Genomic DNA, 20,124 nt, shown 5'->3' on the forward strand with positions numbered 1-20,124 from the left:
GAAGTTACATGCAGCCCTCTAAAGTGTTGCCGCTGGATGCCAGTCGATTTTCTGCTCCCTGGCTGGCAGGAACGCGATCCAAGGCTGTTGAATTGATTTGTGAAAACTTTTTTATTGCATTTAATGGCTCCGCGCGCCAATTTGGTGCAAAAAAGCGCCCTCGAGAAAGAGAAGATGGAAAAGCCAGAGATCGACAATGACCGCGAGTTCAATGCCGCCTTGCGCCTGCACCAAGACGGGCAATTGAAAGAGGCCGAAGCTGCCTATGAAGCGCTCCTGGCGCGCAGGCCCGCGCATCACGCGAGTCTCGCAATGCTCGCTATCCTGAATCTTCAAAAGAATCGCCCCGAGATCGCGCTGCACTACGCGGATCTTTCCATTGCCAGGGAAGCACGGGTGCCCAATGCGCACGCGACGCGCGGCAATGCGCTGCACCGCCTCGAAAAGTACGAAGAGGCCGTGGACGCTTTCCAGACCGCACTTGCCCTGAACCCGAACGCCTACGACGTGCTGACGAACTGCGGCATCACGCTCGTGCGACTGGGCCGCCACGACGAGGCGCTCGCTTGCTACAACCGCGCGCTGGAGATGCAGCCTTCGTCGCCCGACACGCGCTACAACCGCGGGATCGAACTGCTCAGGCGATCGCGCCATGCAGAGGCGCTCGACGACTTCGATGCAGTCCTTCTTCATTCGGCGAACGACGAGGATGCGCAGATCAGGCGCATCTATACCTTGTGCGGCTTGCATCGCTACCAGGACGCATGGGCTGCGAGCGAGGACGCGGTGGCGCGCGGAAGGGTTTCGCCCGGCATTCACCAGGCGCGCGGCTATGTCCTGATGGGAATGGGCGAGCCGGCGAGGGCGGCCGATGCATTCCGGCAGGCCATCGCTGTGCGTGCGCCGTCGGAAGCGGGCGATGGCCTCGATCATCTCCATGCGGGGCGAGCGCTGGTGTGCGTGGGCCGGCATGAAGAAGCGTTCCTGCACTTCCAGCAGGCAGCGCAATCCGTTCCGATGCCCGCCTACGCGGCAGGCGACCATTTGCTGGCGATGCTGCAGACGGTCCAATGGGACGATTTCGGGCATGAACGCGCCAAGGTCCGCGCGGCTGTCGCGAGCGGCCAGCCGTCCGCGACCCCGTTCGTCATGGCGGTTTGCAGCGACGATCCTCGATCGGTCAGGCAGGCCGGCGAGACCTTCGCCAAGGACATGTGCGCGAACGTGGTGTGCCTGCCCATGCCAGGGCCGGTGCGCTGCGAGCGCATCCGGATCGGCTACTTCTCGGCGGATTTCCATGCGCACGCGACGGCCGTGCTCATGGCCGAACTCATCGAGCAGCACGACCGGACGCAGTTCGAGATTTTCCTGTTCTCGTTCGGCGTGCGGCACCGCGACGGCGTGGCGGCTCGCCTGGCCAAGGCCGCCGACCACTTTCTCGATGTCGTCGACATTTCCGATGCGGCGATCTGCGCGCTTGCGCGCGAGCGGGGCATCGACATCGCGATCGACCTGAAAGGCTATACGCAGGACTGCCGCCCGGGCATCTTCGCGGGACGCGCGGCCCCGGTCCAGGTCAACTACCTGGGCTATCCGGGCAGCATGGGGGCGGCGTTCATCGACTACATCATCGGGGACGCGATCGTCACGCCCATCGACCATGCGCCGTTCTACAGCGAGAAGATCGTGACGCTGCCCGGCTGCTACCAGCCCAACAGCCCCGGCATGCGGCCCATCGCCACAATGCCGGGCGACAGGGCCTCGCAGCGGCACGCCGCCGGATTGCCGGCCGAGGCCTTCGTGTTCTGCTGCTTCAACAACACCTACAAGATCACGCCGTCCGTTTTCGAGCTGTGGATGCGGATCCTGCGCGCGGTCAGCGGCAGCGTGCTGTGGCTCTACGAGCCGGACGGCCACGTCGCAGCGAGGCTGCGAGCGCATGCAGTGAAGCAGGGCGTGGCGGCGCAGCGCCTGGTCTTCGCGCCCAGGCAGCCGCTGCCCGTTCATCTGGCCCGGCATGCGCTGGCCGATCTGTTCCTGGACACCTTTCCGTGCACTGCACACACCACGGGAAGCGATGCCCTGTGGGCGGGCTTGCCCATGCTCACCTGCCTTGGCGAAACCTTCGCGGGCCGCGTAGCGGCGAGCCTTCTCTGTGCTGTCGGACTGCCCGAGCTGGTGGCACATTCGCCGCAGCAGTACGAAGCCATGGCGTGCAGCCTGGCAGCCACGCCCGGCGTGCTGGAACGCCAGCGAGAGCAGCTCATCGAGGCAAGAACCCGGGCGCCGCTTTTCAATGTCGAGCGCTACCGGCGCGGCATCGAGGACGCGTACCGGCGCATGCACGAACGCCATCTGCGAGGCGAGGCGCCGGCACCCATCGCCTGGACGGGGCACTGAGCATGCGGCGCTCTGCGCCCGGTCGTCCTCAGGTCTGTATGTAGAGGCCGGGCGCCGGGGCGGAGGCGGTCGATGGCGGCTCGCCCATCATCTCGCGCAAGCTCGCTTCGATCGTGCGTGACATCGCATCCAGCGCCAGGTCGTTGGCCGCGGTGCCGAAGGGCTCCTCGATCTCGGCACCCAGCGCCTCCAGCGCGAAGAAGGTGTAGGCAATGAAGGCCACCACCACGGGCGTCATGGGGCCGATGGCATCCACCAGGCCGAAAGGCAGCAGCACGCAGTAGAGATAGATGGTGCGGTGGATGATGACCGAGTAGGTGAAAGGGATGGGGGTGCCGGCAATGCGCTCGCAGCCGCCCAGCGCGTCCGTCAGCCGTCCTAGCGGAACCTCCATGGCCTGGGCCAGCACCGGGTCGAAATGCCCTTGCCGGCGCCGGTCTCGCAGCCACTCTCCCACCATCAACAGCAGCATGGCCGGCTTGAAGTGCGCGGCCTGCAGGCGCGTGCAGTCTTCCGGGGGAAGAAGGCGCGCGAGATCGACGACCGGGTCGCTGCCGCGGAGCTGGTGGCGCAGCGCGTGCACGAACGCGATGAGGCGGGCGACCGGGAGATCGGGGGCCGCGGGCGCATCGGTCAGCGTGAGCAGCTGCCGCACCAGCGACCGGCTCTCGTTGAGCAGCGCGCCCCACAGGGTGCGCGCCTCCCAGTAGCGCGAGTAGCTCGTGCTGTTGCGAAAGCCCAGGAAGATCGCGAGCGTGAGCCCGATCAGCGAGAAGGGCACGAAGTTGAGCGGCACCTTCCACTGGAACAGGCGGCCGTGCAGCACCGTCACGAGCAGCGCGAACGCGGTGGTCCACAGCAGCTGCGGCGTGATGTCGAGCAGGACCGAGCCGCGCCAGACAAAGAGCATGCGCAGCCAGTGGGGGCGGGGTCGAACGATCATCGAGCGGCGATTATCCGCGCGGGGCACGGCACTTTGGGCAGGCGCCATGCCACCAGCTTGCATCGCCCCCGCCAATCCCGTACGCTGGCCCGGCGTCCATGTGCAGCACCCGAGCCCCAGCGGGCCGCCGGGCCGCCTTGCGGGCGCGCAAAGGAGTGCATGCCATGCCAAGCCGATCGAACGGCCTCCCGGCCGAAATGGAGGCAGTGCGAACGCTGGCGCTCGTGGGCGCCTCGGCCGCCGGCAAGAGTTCGCTGGCCGAGAGCCTGCTGCACAAGGCGGGCGCCATCGCAGCATGCGGCAGCATCGAGCGCGGCAGCACCGTCAGCGACTTCGACCCGCTGGAGCGCCGCATGCTGCACTCGCTCAACGCGTCGGTGATGCACCTCACGCACGCCGGCACGCGCATCCACTTCATCGACACGCCCGGCGGGCCCGACTTCCTCGGCCAGAGCCTGCCGGCGCTGGAGGCGGTCGAGACGGCGGCGGTGGTCATCAATGCCGCCACCGGCATCGAGCCGATGACGGTGCGCATGATGGAGTACGCGGCCTCGCGCCACCTCGCCCGCATGATCATCGTCAACAAGATCGACTCGCAGGGCGTCTCGCTGGCGGGCCTGCTGGCCGACATCCAGGCGACCTTCGGCCGCGAATGCCTGCCGCTGAACCTGCCCGACGGGGTCGGCCGGCAGGTGGTGGACTGCTTCTTCAACCGCTTCGGGCAGTCCGACTTCGGCCCCGTCGAAGCGGCGCACCGCGCGCTGGTGGAGCAGGTGGTCGAGGTCGACGCGGCCTTCGTCGACCGCTACCTCGAGGAGGGCGACGTGGATCCGTCCGAGCTGCATGCGCCGCTCGAGCAGGCGCTGCGCGAAGGCCACCTGATCCCGGTGTGCTTCGTCTCGTCGCGCAGCGGCGCCGGCCTGGCCGAGCTGCTGGACGTGATCGTCAAACTCCTGCCCGACCCGACCGAGGCCAACCCGCCGAACTTCATCGTTGGCGAGGGCGCAGAGGCCAAGCCCATGGAGGCCAAGCCCGACCCGTCGCTGCACGTGCTGGCGCACGTGTTCAAGGTCACGGTCGACCCCTATGTCGGCAGGATGGGCATCTTTCGCGTGCACCAGGGCACGCTCACGCGCGACAGCCAGCTCTACATCGGCGACGGCCGCAAGCCCTTCAAGGTGGGGCACCTGTTCATGCTGCAGGGCAAGGACCATGTGGAGGTGTCGCACGCGGTGCCGGGCGACATCGTGGCGGTGGCCAAGGTCGAGGAGATCCATTTCGATGCGGTGCTGCACGACGCGGCGGAAGACGCCCACGTGCACCTTGCGCCGCTCGCGTTCCCGGTGCCGGTGCACGGCCTGGCCGTGGAACCCAAGCGCCATGGCGACGAGCAGCGCGCCTGGGAGATCCTCGGCAAGCTCGCGGCCGAGGACCCGTGCCTGCGCATCGAGCACGTGGCCGCCACCAACGAGACGGTGCTCTACGGCCTGGGCGAGCTGCACCTGCGCATCGTGCTCGAGCGCCTGCGCGAGGTGTACCGCTTCGAGGTCCTGACGCGGCCGCCGCGCATCGCCTACCGCGAGACCGTGACCGCGCCGGCCGAGGGCCACCACCGCCACAAGAAGCAGACCGGCGGCGCCGGCCAGTTCGCCGAGGTCTTCCTGCGCATCGAGCCGCTCGCGCGCGGCGCGGGTTTTGAGTTTGCCGACGAAGTCAGGGGCGGGGCCATCCCGGGCCAGTTCATCCCCGCGGTCGAGAAGGGCGTGCGCGAGGTGCTGGCGTACGGCGCGATCGCGGGCTACCCCGTGGTCGACGTGCGTGTGGTGGTGTACGACGGCAAGCACCACAGCGTCGACAGCAAGGACATCGCCTTCGCGACCGCCGGCCGCAAGGCCTTCATGGCCGCGATCCGCGAGGCCCGGCCGGCAGTGCTCGAGCCGATCGTGCAGATCGAGATCGCCGTGCCCGAGCATGCTGTGGGCGATGTCACGAGCGACCTGTCGTCGCGGCGCGGCCTGGTCACCGGCACGTCGGGCCTGGGAGGCGGCACGGTGGCGATCGGCGGGCAGGTGCCCGAGGCCGAACTGGCGAGCTACCAGTCGCGGCTCAATGCAATGACCAGCGGCCAGGGCCGCTACACCATCGCGCTGTCGCACTACGAAGCGGTGCCACCGGCCGTGCAGCAGGCGCTGGTGGGGCAGTATCGGGTGCGCGACGAAGACTAGTGGTGCCACGGCCAGGGGCCTGAGCTACGGTTTGAACGCTTGCAGTCGCTTTCCCTGTATGTCCGAAGACCTTCAATCGGTATGCTCGGGCAGCGCGCTGGCCGTGTGCAGGCCCGGCACAACGCAACGCCTCCAGTCTGCGGCATCGTGCTGCAGTTGCTCTGACCTGAGCTCCACACGATGCGCGTGCCAATTCTTCGCCTCTCTCGCCTCGGCCTGCGAGCCCGGCTGTCTGTGGGCGTGGTCGCGATCGTTCTGTTGACGACGCTGGGCGTGACCACCGCAGCGCTGTACTTCGTCAAGCGCAACATGCAGGCGGCCATCGCAACCGAACAGTTCGAACGAATCTCCATGCTGCCAGAGGTTGCCTGGAACGCAGCCTGAGCCTTCTCTATCCGCGAGGTCGGCGACGCCGGTCATTGCAGCACCGCGGATTCGATGGCTGCGGCGTGCTCGATGTCGGGCCGCAGCTTGGCCAGGAAGGCGTCCATGGTCTGCTCACGCAGGTCGACGGCCTTGGCACCGCCGCCGGCCACAACCGTGACATCGTCGACGCCGATGACGTTCAGGATGAGGCGCAGATACTGCGTCGCAATGTCGCGGCTGCGGATCGGCGAGCCCTCCGTGTAGACACCGCCCGAAGCGAGCAGCAACGTCGCCTTCTTGCCGGTGACAAGGCCTTGTCCTTCGAAACCGAGCGTCAGCCCCTTGCGGACGATGTGATCGACCCATGCTTTCAGCGAGGCCGGCACGTTGTAGTTGTGGATCGGCGTCGAAATCACGATGTGGTCTGCCGCAAGCAGTTCAGCGACCAATTCGTCGGACAAGCGAAGTTCCTCCTTCATCTCGACCGATTGCTGCGCGGGCGGCGTGAAATAGGCCTGCAGCCAAGGACCGGTGACAAATGGAAGCTTGGTTTCCACGAGATCGCGGTGGACGACTTCGCCGCGTGGACGTGCTGCCTGCCACGCCTGCACGAAACACCGGGTCATGTGACGCGAGATGGAGTTTTCGCCACGCGGGCTGGTCTGTACGACAAGAAGCTTGTTCATCAAAGGTCTCTTCAGGAAAAGTGGTCGGCCGGAGTTGGTTGCATCTGCCCCAATCTAAGTGCGCCGACCCTCTTCTGGAAGAGATTAAAAATTGATACTTTCCATCTGCCTTTATGATGGATCGTGATCGGCTCCCTTACTCTTGATCAGCTGCGCGTCCTCGTGACGATCGCAGACGCCGGCAGTTTTTCGGCTGCTGGCCGCCAACTCAGGCGCGCGCAATCAGCGATCAGCCAAGCCATCGGCACGCTGGAAGCCATACAGGGCGTCGAGTTGTTCGACCGGGGAAGCCACAGACCACAGTTGACCGGCATCGGACGCGTGCTCGTCGAGCAGGCTCGACTGGTATTGGCGAGCGCGGCTCGGTTCGAAGCTGTGGCGGCAAGCAACCGGGCGGGCCTGGAGCCAGAGCTGGCGATCGCGATCGATCCCTTGGTCCCGACAGCGCCACTGATCGAAAGCCTGCGCGCGCTCGGCGATACCTTTCCTGATCTTCCGGTCAGCTTCTCGACCGAGGGACTGGGCGGCTCACTGCGGCGCTTGCGCAGCGGCTCGGCAGCGTTGGCCATGTGCTTGCTCTTGCCTGCCGTGCCTGACGACATCGTCGCCTACCCGTTGCTGCGGGTCGGCATGCGACCTGTCGTCGCGCCCGGGCACGCCCTCGCTTCGCTCGGGCATCCGGCAACCCCGAGCGACCTCGAGCCGCACGTGCAACTCGTGCTGTCTGATCCGGTTGACCCTGGCAGCGCGAACTACGGGCTGTCCAGCGCAAGGCTGTGGCGCTTCGTTGACCTGGGACGTCGACTCGATTTCCTGCTCGCGGGGTTCGGCTGGTGCCGGATGCCCGAGCATCTTGTGACGGACCCGCTCAGAACCGGGCTGCTGAAGGCGCTCGAGATTCAAGACGATCCCACACCGCGTGAGGGACTGACGATCTATGCAGCCCATAAGCGAGACCGTGCGCTTGGCCCAGCAGGGCGCTGGCTGCTCGACGAACTCCAGCGGCGTCTTTGCTCGTGACCGCTCGTGCGTTTCGACATGAAGGCAGGCCGACTCCGAAACATTCGCTACTGGCGCGACATGCCCAAAGGCGGTCATTTCGCGGCCTTCGAGCAATCGGAATTGTTCGTCGAGGACTTGCGAGACTTCTTTCGAACCTGCGTCGACGCGCCCGAGAGACTGCTTGAACCCGCAGTTCAATGCGCGATGCGAGCTGGCGTTCGCCGGCGCACGTCGGGCCGGACGACGCGGACTTCGACTGATAAATCCGAAACCCGAAGAAATCAACTACTTGGACGCATTAATTTCCGTCTAAGACTGACCCCTCCCTCGCTGTTGATCGACTGACAGGTGGCGAGGTGCAGATCGCGTTCCGAGGGAAGTCCCGTCTTGCTGGTCGGTCCCGGCCGGGGCGATGGCTCCCTACTGCATGTCCTGTGGCGCCGTGTCCGGTCGGATCGTTGGATGCTAGAAATATGGCTTCCTCAGGCAAATAAAGCCAAAATAGTGACACTTATCATGAGTGATCTGGATGGGGGCGGTCAATGTGTAAATATTCTGGCGTTTTTTCGCGATAATGAGTAAAATAATGGCTTCATGGCCAATAAGACTGCCTCTTTGCTTCCCGCCACCGACGAATTGCTGCGCCAGTTCGGCGATCGTCTGCGCCTGGCGCGGCTGCGTCGACGGCTCTCGGCCAAGCAGGTTGCCGAGCGAGCCGGGATGGCGCCCATGACACTGCGCAGCCTGGAGCGCGGTGGATCGGGGGTGACCATGGGAGCCTACCTCGCCGTCATGCAGGTGCTGGGCATCGAAAAGGACCTCGACTTGCTCGGCAAAGCCGATCCTGTCGGCCGAGAACTCCAGGATGCACGGCTGCCAGCGCCCACCAAGGCGCCACGACCAAGCGTGCTGCCGTCAGACAGGCGGCTGGCGACGGGCAAGGGGCCGCTGCCGGTTGCAGGCGCTGCGTCGGAGCTTCGGCATGCCATGGAAAGCGCACCGGAAGAACAACTGCGCCAGCTGTTCAACTCCCTGCCGAGCGAGAAGATGCGCAAGGCGCTGGAAGCACTGCCGCAAGCACAGATGCGCAAGGCACTGGCCGCCATACCGTCCGTGAAACCACGTGAAACCGTGGACCGGCCGGATGCACCCCGCCGGGAGATCAAGAAGCTGCTCAAGCCTTCGGAAGACGCGCGGGACTGGATCGAGAAGGGCGGCTTCGCCAGTGCCGATACCCTTGCCGGCTTGATCGAGCCTTTGGCGTCGCTGAAAAAGAAGGGGCATTGAGCCCATGGCCGCGACGATCGCCGTCTATGCGGCTTGGGTCGGCCTCGCAGAGCCGCTGCGGCTGGGATGGCTGCATGCCAGGCGTGGAGCAGGCCGTGAAGTTTTCGAGTTCGAGTTCGACGCCGCGGCGTTGGCCCATTCAGTCGCCGGGAACTTGCACCTGGATCCCCGTTTGGGCCTCTTCGAGGGGCGGCAGCATCCGCCGCAGGGTCACGAGACCTTCGGCATGTTCGCCGATGCGAGTCCGGATCGCTGGGGCAGGTTGCTCATGCGGCGCCGGCTGGAGCGCGCGCAGAGGGCAGGGCAGATAGACAAGGCCGTGCGCTTGCATGAATCAGACTACCTGCTGGGCGTGCACGACGCCTATCGCTCCGGAGCGCTGCGCTTGCGGCGCGATGACGCCGGCGAGTTCCTGGACAACCAGCACGGCGCGGCAGCGCCGCCCTTCGTGCAACTGCGCGAACTGGAGGCGGCCAGCCTGGCACTGGAGCGCGATGAGGACAACATGTCGGCGGCGGGCGACGAATGGCTGCGCATGCTGATCGCGCCTGGCGGTTCGCTGGGCGGTGCGCGGCCTAAAGCCAGCGTCGTTGATCCGCAGGGGCAACTGTGGATTGCCAAGTTCCCCAGCGTGCGCGACGAGCACGATATGGGTGCTTGGGAACTGGTGGTGCAGACCCTCGCGCAGAGCTGCGGTCTCGCTGTGCCGCAAAGCCTGGCTCGCAAGTTCGCGAGCCGACAGCACACCTTCCTGGTGAGGCGCTTCGACCGAACTCCAGCGGGCAGGCTTCATTTCGCCTCGGCGATGACGCTCACCGGACGCCTGGATGGCGACGATGCATCGACAGGTGCGAGCTATCTGGAGATCGCCCGTGTTCTGATCGACCACGGTGCGAACACCGTCGCCGACCTGCGTGAGCTGTGGTCGCGCATCGTGTTCAACATGTTGATCTCCAACACGGACGATCACCTGCGCAACCACGGCTTCATCCTCGTGCCCGGCAAGGGCTGGCGTCTGTCCGATGCCTACGACATGAATCCCGTGCCCGGGTCGCAAGGACTGAAGCTCAACGTCAGCGAGGCCGACAATGCGATGGACCTGGGTCTGGCGCGTTCGGTGGCGCCGTACTTTCGGGTTTCCAAGAAGCTGGCCGACGAGATCATCGCGCGCAGCCAGACCGTGGTGAGGCAGTGGCCAAAGATCGCCGATAGCCTGAAAGTTCGTGCACGGGAGCAGGAGCAGATGGCTGCGGCATTTCGACTCGCTGGCTGATTGATCTATTTGAGGTACTCACGGCCAGCGCTCAATTATCTTGAGCGGCATGTTGCCTCACCAAAGAATGTTACCCGGGAGCTTTGGTCTTCTTTCCAATTCTTTGGTCGAAGGCTGTGGCTTTGAGCCCATGGCCGTCTGGTCAGTGTGCAGACCTGTCGATAGTGCGGAACGACCGGCTGCAACGGACGCATCGCTGCTGTACGCGGCGGCTCACACGCGAAACTCCGCTGGCGCGCCTTTCGGGCGCATAACGTCCAAGGGCGTCGGTTTCATCCACCGGACGCCCTTTTCCATTGGAGATGCGGGTAATCAGCCGCCAAAATCGTCCGGGGCGATCCGCGATCCGCCCCCTGGACAGCGGCCAGGCGCCTTGCCAAACTGCCCGTATGGCACTTTCTCACGCATCCTCCGGCCAGGTCGTGCACCTGGGCGCGCTCGACGGGCAGGCAACGGAAACCTGCGCGCTCCTGAAGGCCCGCGACATCGAGCTCATGTGGCTGGTGCTGCCGGCCGGCAAGCAGGTGCCCTCGCATGCCGTCTCGACCTCAATGACCTTGCAGTGCCTGCGCGGAAAGGTCGAGGTGCACCTTGACGGCGACGTGAAGCTGCTCGAGGCCGACCAGGTCATGTACCTGGCGGGCGGCGTGCCGCACGGCCTGCATGCGCTGGAGGACGCCAGGCTGTTGATCACCGTCGTGCTGCCGGCCAGCCGCACCGACTGAGTCAGCTGCCAGCTGGGGCCTTCATGGGCACCTGGACGCAGGCGGTGCGCAGAAAATATACGCATTGAGTATCTCATCTTTGAGAAATGCTGCGCATAGCGTATATTTCACGCATGAGTCAGCAACAAGACCTCCTGCGCGACGCGATGCGCCGCCTCAATCTCACGCGCGATGCGTTTTCCGAACGGCTGGGTGTGCGCCGCCGCGCGCTGGACACCTGGCTGCTGCCGTCCGAGTCGAGCGAGTCGCGGGCGATGCCGGAGATGGTCGGCAAGTTCGTTGCCGAGATTCTTCAGCGCGAGGCGTTCGACGCCGGCGCCGGCCCGGCGGGCACAGGGCCGCAGCGCCCGCTCGCGCAGCGCATCGCGGCCGAAGGCAAGCCGCAGCTGCTGTCGGTCGCGCAGTTCGAGCGCGGCAGCCTCGAGGACCTGTTCCACGTCGCCGACGTGATGCAGCCGATCGCGCGCCGGCAGAAGGTCACGCGCATCCTCGAAGGCGCCGTGCTCGGCAGCCTGTTCTTCGAGGCCAGCACGCGCACGCGCGTGAGCTTCGGTGCGGCCTTCTGCCGGCTCGGCGGCACGGTGTGCGACACCACCGGCTTCACCTTCTCGTCGATGGCCAAGGGCGAGTCGATCTACGACACCAGCCGCGTGATGAGCGGCTATGTCGATGCGCTGGTGGTGCGCCATCCCGAGCAGGGCTCGGTGGCCGAGTTCGCGCGCGCCACCAACATCCCGGTCATCAATGCCGGCGACGGTCCCGGCGAACATCCGAGCCAGGCCATCCTCGACCTGTACACCATCCAGCGCGAGTTCTCGCGCATGGGCAAGCTGGTCGACGGCACGCATGTGGCGATGGTCGGCGACCTCAAGTACGGCCGCACCGTGCATTCGCTGATCCGCCTGCTGTCGCTCTACCGCGGGCTGAAGTTCACGCTGATTGCGCCGCCGTCGCTGGAGATGCCGGCCTACCTGGTCGAACTGGTCGCACGCAACGGCCATGTCATCGAGCAGACCTCCTCGCTGGCGCAGGGGCTGCGCGGCGCCGACGTGGTCTACGCCACACGCGTGCAGAAGGAACGGTTCGCGAATGGAGAAACGCTGGAGGGCTACACGCCCGAGTTCCAGGTGTGCAAGGCCCTGGTTGATGCGGCCTGCAAGCCCGACACGATCCTCATGCACCCGCTGCCGCGCGACGGGCGCCCGGGCGCGAACGACCTGAGCGTGGACCTCAACCACGATTCGCGACTGGCGATTTTCAGGCAGACCGACAACGGCATCCCGGTGCGCATGGCGATCTTCGCGGTGCTGATGGGCGTGGAGCAGCAGGTGGCGCGTTCGATGCGCGATGCGAGCTGGCGTTCGCCGGCGCACATCGGGCCGGATGATGCGGACTTCGATGGGCTGGACTGAATAGGGCGTCCGGCCGGGCGCGCGATCGGGGCAACCAGATTGCGGTTTCTCCATCCGAAATTACAAAGCACCTTTTCATGCCTTGATGCATGCCGTGAGGCGCACGCTTCTAGACTGGGCAGCCATTCCGCACCCCCATCCAGGAGACATCGCCATGCCTGTCCGGAAGCGCTTCGGCGGCTTTCTGCCCGGGCCATGAGCGGGTGGCTTGCAGGCAAGGCTCGAGCGACCCAGGCCGGGTCCGCAGCTGTCGCCCTCCTTCATTTCGAGGAAAACACGTGATCCGAGATCCTTCCGCATTCGATGAGACGTTGAGCGCGCTGCGGCGCTATGTGCGCGAGCGGCTGATTCCGCGCGAGGCGGAGGTCGAACGGCTGGACGAGGTGCCGGCCGACGTCGTCGAGGACCTGGCGACGCGTGGCTTCTTCGGCTGGTCCATCCCCGAGGCCTGGGGCGGCGCGGGCATGACGACCGAGGAGCTGGTGCTGGGCGCGATGGAGTTGTCGCAGGCCTCGGTCGCCTTCCGGGCGCGGGTGGGCACCAACACCGGCATCGGCTCGGAGGCACTGGTCGCCGACGGCACGCCGGCGCAGCAGGCCCGTTACCTGCCGCTCTTGGCCAGCGGCGAGTTGACCGGCGCGTTCGCGCTGACCGAACCGGATGCCGGCTCGGACGCGACCGCGCTGAAGACGAGCGCGGTGCGTGACGGCGACCATTACGTGCTCAATGGCACCAAATGCTTCATCACCAACGCGCCCATCGCGGGCCTGTTCACGGTGATGGCGCGCACCGATCCCTCGGACCGTTCCGCCAGTGGCATTTCGGCCTTCCTGGTCGAGCGCGCAACGCCCGGCCTCTCGACGGGCGAGCCCTACCGAAAGATGGGCCAGGCCGGATCGCCGGTGTCCGAAGTCCACCTGATCGATTGCCGCGTGCCGGCCACCAGCATCATCGGCGGCGCCGAGGGCATGGGCTTCAAGACGGCGATGAAGGTGCTGAACAAGCAGCGCATCCATCTTGCGGCCCTGTGCACCGGGCCGGCCATCCGCATGCTGGACGAGGCCGTGGCATGGACCTGCCAGCGGCGGCAGTTCGGCCAGCCGGTGGCGGGCTTCCAGCTGGTGCAGGCCTTGATCGCCGACTGCCAGACCGAGATCCAGGCAGCGCGCGCCCTGATCCTGCAGACCGCGCGCCAGCGCGACGACGGCGAGGACGTGGCCATGCAGGCGTCGATCTGCAAGTACTTCGCCTCGGAGATGTGCGGCCGCGTGGCGGACCGTTGCGTGCAGATGCTGGGCGGCACGGGTTTCATCCAGGGCCATCCCATCGAGCGCTTTTACCGCGACGTGCGGCTGTTCCGCCTCTACGAGGGCACGAGCCAGATTCATCAGCTCAACATCGCGAAGCGCACCATCGCGGCGGCCGGCCATCGCCTGGGCGACTGAGCGACTCGCACCAAAGACCAGAAAGTCCCGAGGACCATCGAATGAACCACTCTTCCATGCAACCCCTTGCCGGCGTGCGCGTGCTGGACTTGTCACGGGTGATGGCAGGCCCGCTGTGCGGCATGGCACTGGCCGACCTGGGCGCCGATGTGATCAAGGTCGAGCATCCCGAGCGCGGCGACGACACGCGCGACTGGGGCGTGCGCATCGGCAGCCACAACACCTCCTACTTCAACAGCTGCAACCGCAACAAGCGCTCCATCTGCGTGGACCTGCAGGACAAGGAGGGCCAGGCGCTCGTGCGCAAGCTCGCCGCGCAGTGCGACGTGGTCATCCAGAACTTCAAGTACGGCGGCGCGCAGAAGATGGGCTTGGGCTACGAGGACCTGCGCAGCTTCAACCCGAAGATCATCTACTGCTCAATCTCGGGCTATTCGGTGCTGAGCCCGGAGAAGGCGCGGCCGGGCTACGACCTGGTGATCCAGGGCGAGACCGGCCTCATGGCCATGAACGGCGAGGAGGGCCAGGGGCCGCTGAAGTTCGGCATCGCCGCGGTCGACATGTTCACCGGCATGTACTCGGCGCAGGCGATTCTGGCCGTGCTGTACGAACGCACGCGCACCGGCGCGGGCCGCCACATCCAGATGTCGCTCTACGACAGCGGCATGATGATCACGTCCTACTACGGCCTGACCGCCTGGCTGAACAAGGGAGATCCCGCGAAGTTCGGCAACTCGCATCCGTCGATCGTGCCCTATGGCGTGTTCGAGGCTGCGGACGGTCCGCTGGTGATCGCCGTCGGCAACAACGGTCAGTTCAAGAAGTTCTGCGACGAGGTGATCTTCTGCCCCGAACTGGCCGTCGATCCGAAGTTCTCCACGAACACCGAGCGCTCGAAGCACCGGCATGAGCTGCTGCCCATCCTGCTCGGCCACATCGCGCTGTTCTCGCGCGTCGATCTCCTCGCGCGCATGAGCAAGGCCGGCATTCCGTGCGGCGAGGTGCTGGGCCTGTACGAGGCACTGCAGTCCGACCGGACGGCGCAGACCGGCGTCTGGCACCGGTTCGAGGACGCCGAAGCGGGGGCGCAGGCCGTCCACGCACCGCCCTACATCATTGACAGCGCGCGCTCGGGCGTGCGCCACCCTCCGCCGCACCTGGGGGAGCACACGGCCGAGGTGCTGCGTGAACTGCTGGACATGGACGACGGTCAGCTTGAATCCCTGGCCCGGAGGAGCGTCATCAGATGAGGAAAATGGGACAAGGCCCGGACCCATTGCCGACCGAGGGCGATGAGTCCGGGCCTTGCCGATGGACCGTTCCGTTCAGTGCGACTGCTTGGGCAGGTTCAGGCCGCGCAGCACGGGAAGCCAGCGGTCCGCCTCGGCCTTGATGAACTTGTCCAGGTCCTCGGGCGTGCCGCCGCGCGGCTCCATGCCGATGGCGCGCGCGCGCGCCACGAAGTCGGGGTCGGCGATCACCTGGTTGACGGCCTTGTTCAGGCGATCGATCGCGGGCCGTGGCGTGCTGGCAGGCACTGAGAGGGAATACCAGAGCGTGGCTTCCATGTCGAAACCCTGCTCCTTGAAGGTGGGTGCGTCGGGCACCTGCGGCAGGCGCTTCGAGTCCATCACGCCCAGCACGCGCAGCTTGCCGGCCTTCACGTAAGGCAGCGATCCCGTGATGGAGGTGCCATGGATGTCGATCTGGTTGCCCAGCAGGGCCTGGAGCGCGGGCGCATCGCCGTTGAAGGGAATGTGCAGCGTGCTGAAGCCCTGTTCCTTTTCGAAGGCGATGGGTGCCAGGTTCGTCAGGATGGCCGCGCCCGGCGAGCCGCGGTTGATCTTGCCGGGGTTCTGTCTGGCATAGGCCACCATTTCCTTGATGTTCTTGTAGGGCAGGTCCGTGCGCCCCACGACGATGGCGGGCTGGTAGGCGATCTGCGTGACGGCGGCAAAGTCCTTCGCCGGGTCGTAGGGCAGCTTGTCGTAGAGCACGCTGTTGTTGGCGAGCGTGCCCAGCGAGGACACGAGCACCGTCTGCCCGTCGGGCTTGGCGCGCGCAACGTAGTCGGCGGCAAGGATGCCGCTTGCGCCGGGCTTGTTCTCGATGATGACGTTCAGGCCCTGCTTGTTGAGCTCCTGGGCCAGGATGCGGCAGTACTGGTCGGTGCCGCCGCCTGCGGCAAAGGGCACGACGATGCGGGTCACCTGCTGGGCGAGTGCGGGGGCGAGCGCGCAGGCGCCCAGCGCCAGCCCGATGACGAGTTTTCGATAGCTCATTCTTGTCTCCTGTTCCGGCCCGGAATCGGGCTCTGGAGCCAGTCTAGGTGGCCGCCCTTGGCGCTGCGCTGCACGAAATGAAAAGCAGCTTTGCGGGAAGCGCCGGCAGGGCGCAGCCCGGCCCTGCACACTTCGCCGATGACCGTGCAGATCACCAGAATCGGAACGAGCCGGGACCAGCTGGGCGAAAGCCCTTGCTGGGATGCCGATGCGCAGGCGCTGAACTGGATCGACGCGCTCGGCGGCACCCTGTGGCGACTGCACGCGGGCGCCGAGCGGCCTGAGCGGCATGAGCTGCCCGCGCCCGTGGGCTCGATCGCGCCCAGCCGCGGCGCGGCCGTGGTGGTGGCGCTGCGCAACAGCTTCGCGCGCTACGACTTCGCCACGCGCACACTGGAGCCGCTGGCCGGCATCCCCGTGGACCACCCGAAGGTGCGCTTCAACGACGGCAAGTGCGATCCGGCGGGCCACTTCCTGGCCGGCACCATGCATGTCGACCGCCAGCCCGGCGAGGCGGTCATCGGAGGTCTCTACCGGCTGCGTACCGATCGCCGCGTGGAACAGCTGGCCGACGACATCGGCTTTGCCAACGGCCCCTGCTTCAGCCCGGACGGCCGCACGCTGTACCTGGCCGACAGCCTGGAGCGCACCATCTGGGCCTACGACTACGACGCGGATGGCCCGCTGCGCAACAAGCGCGTGTTCGCGAGGACGCATGAATTCGATTCGGGCCCCGACGGCGCGACGGTCGATGCGCAGGGCTTCTTCTGGACGGTGATGACCCGCGCTGCCAGGCTCGCGCGTTACGCGCCGGACGGTGCGCTGGAACGCCTGATCGAGTTGCCCGCGAGCTATCCGACGAGCATCTGCTTCGGCGGGCCGGGCCTTGCGCACATGTACCTGACCAGCATTTCCCGCAGCACGCGCCTGCAGGGGGACAAGGCGCAGGACGGCGGGCTGTTCCGGATCGAGGGGATGCCCGCGCCGGGGCGCCTGCCCGACCGCTACGGAGGCTGCTAGCGCGCCGAGCTGGGAGCTAAAGACAAAATCGCTCGATATTCGTGCGGATGTCGCTGACAGATCTGGCCCAAAAGAAAGGGCGGGGCCGGCATTACCCGGCGATGCGCTCCATGGCTTCACGCGCGGTGACGATGGGAATGCCCGCATAGCTGCCCAAGGGCAGGAGGTCGCGCCGGTCGCCGGAGGCGATCAGGTCGACTGCACCAGCCAGGGCTGCGGCCAGCACGTGGTCGTCGTCGGGGTCGGTGGGCACCACACGCGGCACTTTCGCGGGTGCGACCATGACGGCGAGCCCGCGCAGATCGTCAACGAGGGTCTTCGGGCTCAACCCGGCCCGGGCCAGGCGATCAGCAAACTTGCCGCGCCCGAGCACGTCGAGCAGCTCGGCCAGCAGGACTTCACTGGTGCACAGTTCGAACTCGCCTGCACGCGCAGCGTCCAGCAGTTGGCGCGGCAGACCGGTGGAGATGATGGCCGAGACGAGCAGATTGGTGTCGATGACGAAGCGCACGGTGCCCGGGCCTCAGGCGCCTTGCCGGCGTGCCTGGCGGGCGGCCTGCACTTCTTCCTCGATCTCGTCCTCCGACAGCGGCGCCAAGTTCAGTGCATCGAGCTTGGACATTGCTTCACCCAGGCGCGCAGCGGCCGCCGCGCGCTCCTCGCGTGCGGCCAGGAACTCGACGAAGTCCACCACTTCGGCCACGCGGCCGGGCGGCAGTTGCTTCAGGCGCTCGATCAGGCGAGTCTCGATGGCAGTCATGTGTGGTTCCTCGCTCAGGGTATGCGTCGGTTGGATTTTCAGTTGTACAACAGGTTCAATTCAACTTGCTCAAGCCTGCCACGAAAAGCCTTGGCCGTGGTAGTGAAAAACCGGACGGCGTTGCCCATCGCACCCGCATCGTGACGCCGTTCCGCTGCCGGCGCCGCTCCCAGCCGACCCGTGAATTAGCGTTTTTCGCTCCGGAGTGCGTCCGCCACGTAGTCCACGAAGGCACGCACCTTCAGCGGCAGCACGCGGCTCTGCCGGAAGACCGCGAAGACGCCATTGGAAAAAGCGCGCACCGCAAAGCGGTATTCAGGCAAAAGCCGCACCAGCGTGCCGCCCTGCAGGTCGTTGCGCACGGTGGCCTCGGACAGCAGCGCCACGCCCATGCCGCCGATGGCGGCCAGCCGCAGCAGTTCGCCGTTGTTGGCGCTCAGCACGCCCTGGATGGCCAGCTCCTGCTGCTCGCCCGCCTCGTCGATGTACTTCCAGGTGATGACCTCGCGCTCGCGCCGGTAGGTGAGGCAGCGCACCTGCGGCAGATCGGTGGGATGACGGATGCGCGAGTAGGTCTTCACGAAGGCCGGGCTGGCCACCAGCACCTCGTCGCTCGACAGCAGCCGCTTGATGACGAAGCCCGAATCGGTGGATTCGCCGGTGCGGATGTCGACGTCGAAGTCGTGCTCGACCAGGTTGACCGGATGCTCGGAGAGCTCGAGTTCCACGCGGATGTCCGGATAGAGTTCCGCAAAGCGCGGCAGCAGCGGTGCCAGCACGCGCAGGCCGATGTGGGTGCGCGAATGCACGCGCAGCCGGCCCTCGGGCCGCTGCCGGGCGTTGTGCACGACCTGTTCGGCCTCGCTCATGAGTTCCAGCACCGCCTCGGCCCGCTCCAGGAAGGCCTGGCCCGCCTCGGTCACCTTGAGGTTGCGGCTGGTGCGGTCCACCAGCTGCACGCCCAGTTCTTCCTCCAGCGCGCTGATGCGCCGCGAGATGGTGGCCGGCGACAGGCTGAGGCTGCGGGCCGCGGCCGAGAGGCTGCCCTTCTTCTGGGTGGCCACGAAGATGCGCAGCGAATCGAGGGCCTTCATTTCGAAAGACGCAAAGAAGGTGTGCGTTCGCTGGTGATCCGCAGGGGCCCCGAGTTCCTACGATGGGCTTCGATCAAAACCAGCCAACCAGGAGTGACAGCGATGGATTTCGGAATCTTCATTCTGATGCAGCAGCGGAACAAGCACAAAACCTCCCACCAGATCCTGCGCGACGCCGTCGAGCAGACTCGCCTGGCGGACGAACTGGGTTTTGGTGCCGCATGGTACGCCGAGCACCACTTCAGCAACTACGGCCTGTGCTCCTCGCCGCTGACCATGATCGCGCACTGCGCCGCGGTCACCCGCAACATCCGGCTGGGCACCGGCATCGTGGTCGCGCCGCTGTACACGCCGGCGCGCCTGATTGCGGATGTGGCCATGGTCGACCAGCTGTCCGACGGCCGCCTGAACCTGGGCATCGGCTCGGGCTACCAGCACTTCGAGTTCGAGCGCTTCGGCGTCTCGCTGGAGTCCGCCAAGGGCCGCACCTTCGAGATGCTCGACATGCTCGAGGCGGGCCTCACGCAACCCAAGTTCAGCTACGAGGGCGAGTACTACCGCCAGCCCATGAGCGCCATCAGCCAGCGGGCAGTCCAGCGCCCGATGCCGCCGATGTGGATCACCAGCGTCGACCCGGCCTTCCTGTCGCGCGCCGTGAAGTCCGGCCACCACGTGTTTGTCTCGGGCGGCGACGGCGGCCTGGAGAAGCTGGCCGGCACCCGCGCGCTGATCGACAAGGTGGCGGCGGCCGAGGGCAAGGACCCCGCCGGGGTGCAGGTCGGCCTGCTGCGCGCGGCCTATGCGAGCAACAACAGGGACGAGGTGGAAAGCTACCTCGAGTGCGCCCGCTACCAGCGCCGCATCGCCGTCAGCCTGAAGCGCCGCACCGCGCAGATCGCCGACGACTACCAGGTCGAGGAAGGCATCGTCGAGGGCGAGCCGAGCCTGGACGAGATGCGCGCGCTGCTGCCCGTGGGCAGCATCGACACCGTGATCGAACGCGTGGTCAAGGAGATCCGCACCCTCAAGCCCGTGCACTACTGCTTCCAGACGCAGATGGGCGACTTCGACCAGCCAGCCATGCTGCGCCAGCTCGAGACCTGGGGCAAGGTCATCATCCCGGCGGTGCAGCAGGAGATCGCCAACGATCCGCCGCACCGGCCCGCGGCGCGGCCCGAGCTTGCCGCGGCCTGAGGCCGCGCGC

Annotated in this window: 19 protein-coding genes; 13 read left to right on the forward strand and 6 right to left on the reverse strand. The window is 66.3% G+C overall.

The features are described from left to right. The first annotated feature begins 8 nt into the window (after positions 1-8). Both QFZ47_RS03360 and QFZ47_RS03365 read left to right on the forward strand, forming a co-directional pair. Positions 9-200: a hypothetical protein gene (locus QFZ47_RS03360; protein WP_307654278.1), complete on the forward strand. Its 192-nt coding sequence runs from the start codon at positions 9-11 to the stop codon at positions 198-200. Continuing rightward, complete coding sequence (locus QFZ47_RS03365) at positions 175-2,400, forward strand: tetratricopeptide repeat protein (RefSeq protein WP_307654279.1); 2,226 nt, start codon at positions 175-177, stop codon at positions 2,398-2,400. Before QFZ47_RS03360 ends, QFZ47_RS03365 begins: the two co-directional genes overlap by 26 nt. 28 nt (positions 2,401-2,428) lie before the next feature. Here the strand turns inward: QFZ47_RS03365 and QFZ47_RS03370 are convergent, their stop codons facing one another. Next, a complete protein-coding gene (locus QFZ47_RS03370; protein ID WP_307654280.1) occupies positions 2,429-3,343 on the reverse strand; it encodes a bestrophin family protein in 915 nt (304 codons plus the stop codon). Positions 3,344-3,507: 164 nt separating this feature from the next. On the opposite strand from QFZ47_RS03370, the gene fusA reads away from it, so the two are divergent. After that, on the forward strand, positions 3,508-5,568 hold the full coding sequence (gene fusA, locus QFZ47_RS03375) for an elongation factor G (RefSeq protein ID WP_307654281.1): 2,061 nt from the start codon (positions 3,508-3,510) through the stop codon (positions 5,566-5,568). 180 nt (positions 5,569-5,748) lie between these two features. Further along, positions 5,749-5,952, forward strand: a complete 204-nt coding sequence (locus QFZ47_RS03380; RefSeq protein WP_307654282.1) for a hypothetical protein — start codon at positions 5,749-5,751, stop codon at positions 5,950-5,952. Between the two features lie 32 nt (positions 5,953-5,984). On the opposite strand, the gene QFZ47_RS03385 is transcribed toward QFZ47_RS03380, so the two are convergent. After that, on the reverse strand, positions 5,985-6,620 hold the full coding sequence (locus QFZ47_RS03385; protein WP_307654283.1) for an FMN-dependent NADH-azoreductase: 636 nt from the start codon (positions 6,618-6,620) through the stop codon (positions 5,985-5,987). A 123-nt stretch (positions 6,621-6,743) separates the two neighbouring features. Here QFZ47_RS03385 and QFZ47_RS03390 point away from each other — a divergent pair, with 123 nt between their 5' ends. The 7 genes from QFZ47_RS03390 to QFZ47_RS03420 all read left to right on the forward strand — a co-directional run bounded on the left by QFZ47_RS03390 (position 6,744) and on the right by QFZ47_RS03420 (position 15,014). After that, positions 6,744-7,640 carry a LysR family transcriptional regulator gene (locus tag QFZ47_RS03390; protein WP_307654284.1) on the forward strand — a complete coding sequence of 299 codons (897 nt, stop codon included), beginning with the start codon at positions 6,744-6,746 and terminating at the stop codon, positions 7,638-7,640. Between the two features lie 576 nt (positions 7,641-8,216). After that, positions 8,217-8,909, forward strand: coding sequence for a helix-turn-helix domain-containing protein (locus tag QFZ47_RS03395; protein ID WP_307654285.1), 693 nt, complete (start codon positions 8,217-8,219; stop codon positions 8,907-8,909). Positions 8,910-8,913: 4 nt separating this feature from the next. Then, on the forward strand, positions 8,914-10,182 hold the full coding sequence (locus QFZ47_RS03400; RefSeq protein ID WP_307654286.1) for a type II toxin-antitoxin system HipA family toxin: 1,269 nt from the start codon (positions 8,914-8,916) through the stop codon (positions 10,180-10,182). A gap of 389 nt (positions 10,183-10,571) precedes the next feature. After that, positions 10,572-10,907: a cupin domain-containing protein gene (locus QFZ47_RS03405; RefSeq protein WP_307654287.1), complete on the forward strand. Its 336-nt coding sequence runs from the start codon at positions 10,572-10,574 to the stop codon at positions 10,905-10,907. Positions 10,908-11,020: 113 nt separating this feature from the next. After that, positions 11,021-12,319 carry an aspartate carbamoyltransferase gene (locus QFZ47_RS03410; RefSeq protein ID WP_307654288.1) on the forward strand — a complete coding sequence of 433 codons (1,299 nt, stop codon included), beginning with the start codon at positions 11,021-11,023 and terminating at the stop codon, positions 12,317-12,319. Positions 12,320-12,597: 278 nt separating this feature from the next. Continuing rightward, the gene (locus QFZ47_RS03415) at positions 12,598-13,764 is read left to right on the forward strand and encodes an acyl-CoA dehydrogenase family protein (RefSeq protein ID WP_307654289.1); all 1,167 of its coding nucleotides are present in this window, start codon (positions 12,598-12,600) and stop codon (positions 13,762-13,764) included. A gap of 41 nt (positions 13,765-13,805) precedes the next feature. Continuing rightward, positions 13,806-15,014: a CaiB/BaiF CoA transferase family protein gene (locus tag QFZ47_RS03420; protein ID WP_307654290.1), complete on the forward strand. Its 1,209-nt coding sequence runs from the start codon at positions 13,806-13,808 to the stop codon at positions 15,012-15,014. Positions 15,015-15,089: 75 nt separating this feature from the next. On the opposite strand, the gene QFZ47_RS03425 is transcribed toward QFZ47_RS03420, so the two are convergent. After that, positions 15,090-16,046, reverse strand: a complete 957-nt coding sequence (locus QFZ47_RS03425) for a Bug family tripartite tricarboxylate transporter substrate binding protein (RefSeq protein WP_307654291.1) — start codon at positions 16,044-16,046, stop codon at positions 15,090-15,092. A 138-nt stretch (positions 16,047-16,184) separates the two neighbouring features. On the opposite strand from QFZ47_RS03425, the gene QFZ47_RS03430 reads away from it, so the two are divergent. Then, positions 16,185-17,066 (forward strand): SMP-30/gluconolactonase/LRE family protein, encoded by an 882-nt coding sequence (locus tag QFZ47_RS03430; RefSeq protein WP_307654292.1) that lies wholly within the window; start codon positions 16,185-16,187, stop codon positions 17,064-17,066. 91 nt (positions 17,067-17,157) lie between these two features. Here the strand turns inward: QFZ47_RS03430 and QFZ47_RS03435 are convergent, their stop codons facing one another. The 3 genes from QFZ47_RS03435 to QFZ47_RS03445 all read right to left on the reverse strand — a co-directional run bounded on the left by QFZ47_RS03435 (position 17,158) and on the right by QFZ47_RS03445 (position 18,920). Beyond that, the gene (locus QFZ47_RS03435; RefSeq protein ID WP_307654293.1) at positions 17,158-17,577 is read right to left on the reverse strand and encodes a putative toxin-antitoxin system toxin component, PIN family; all 420 of its coding nucleotides are present in this window, start codon (positions 17,575-17,577) and stop codon (positions 17,158-17,160) included. A gap of 12 nt (positions 17,578-17,589) precedes the next feature. After that, positions 17,590-17,826: a DUF2281 domain-containing protein gene (locus tag QFZ47_RS03440; RefSeq protein WP_307654294.1), complete on the reverse strand. Its 237-nt coding sequence runs from the start codon at positions 17,824-17,826 to the stop codon at positions 17,590-17,592. 185 nt (positions 17,827-18,011) lie between these two features. After that, the gene (locus QFZ47_RS03445) at positions 18,012-18,920 is read right to left on the reverse strand and encodes a LysR family transcriptional regulator (protein ID WP_307654295.1); all 909 of its coding nucleotides are present in this window, start codon (positions 18,918-18,920) and stop codon (positions 18,012-18,014) included. A gap of 102 nt (positions 18,921-19,022) precedes the next feature. Here QFZ47_RS03445 and QFZ47_RS03450 point away from each other — a divergent pair, with 102 nt between their 5' ends. Continuing rightward, entirely contained in the window at positions 19,023-20,114 is a 1,092-nt protein-coding gene (locus tag QFZ47_RS03450) for an LLM class flavin-dependent oxidoreductase (RefSeq protein ID WP_307654296.1), read from the forward strand. Positions 20,115-20,124: the final 10 nt, after the last annotated feature.

Source organism: Variovorax paradoxus (assembly GCF_030815975.1).
GTDB lineage: Bacteria > Pseudomonadota > Gammaproteobacteria > Burkholderiales > Burkholderiaceae_C > Variovorax > Variovorax paradoxus_N.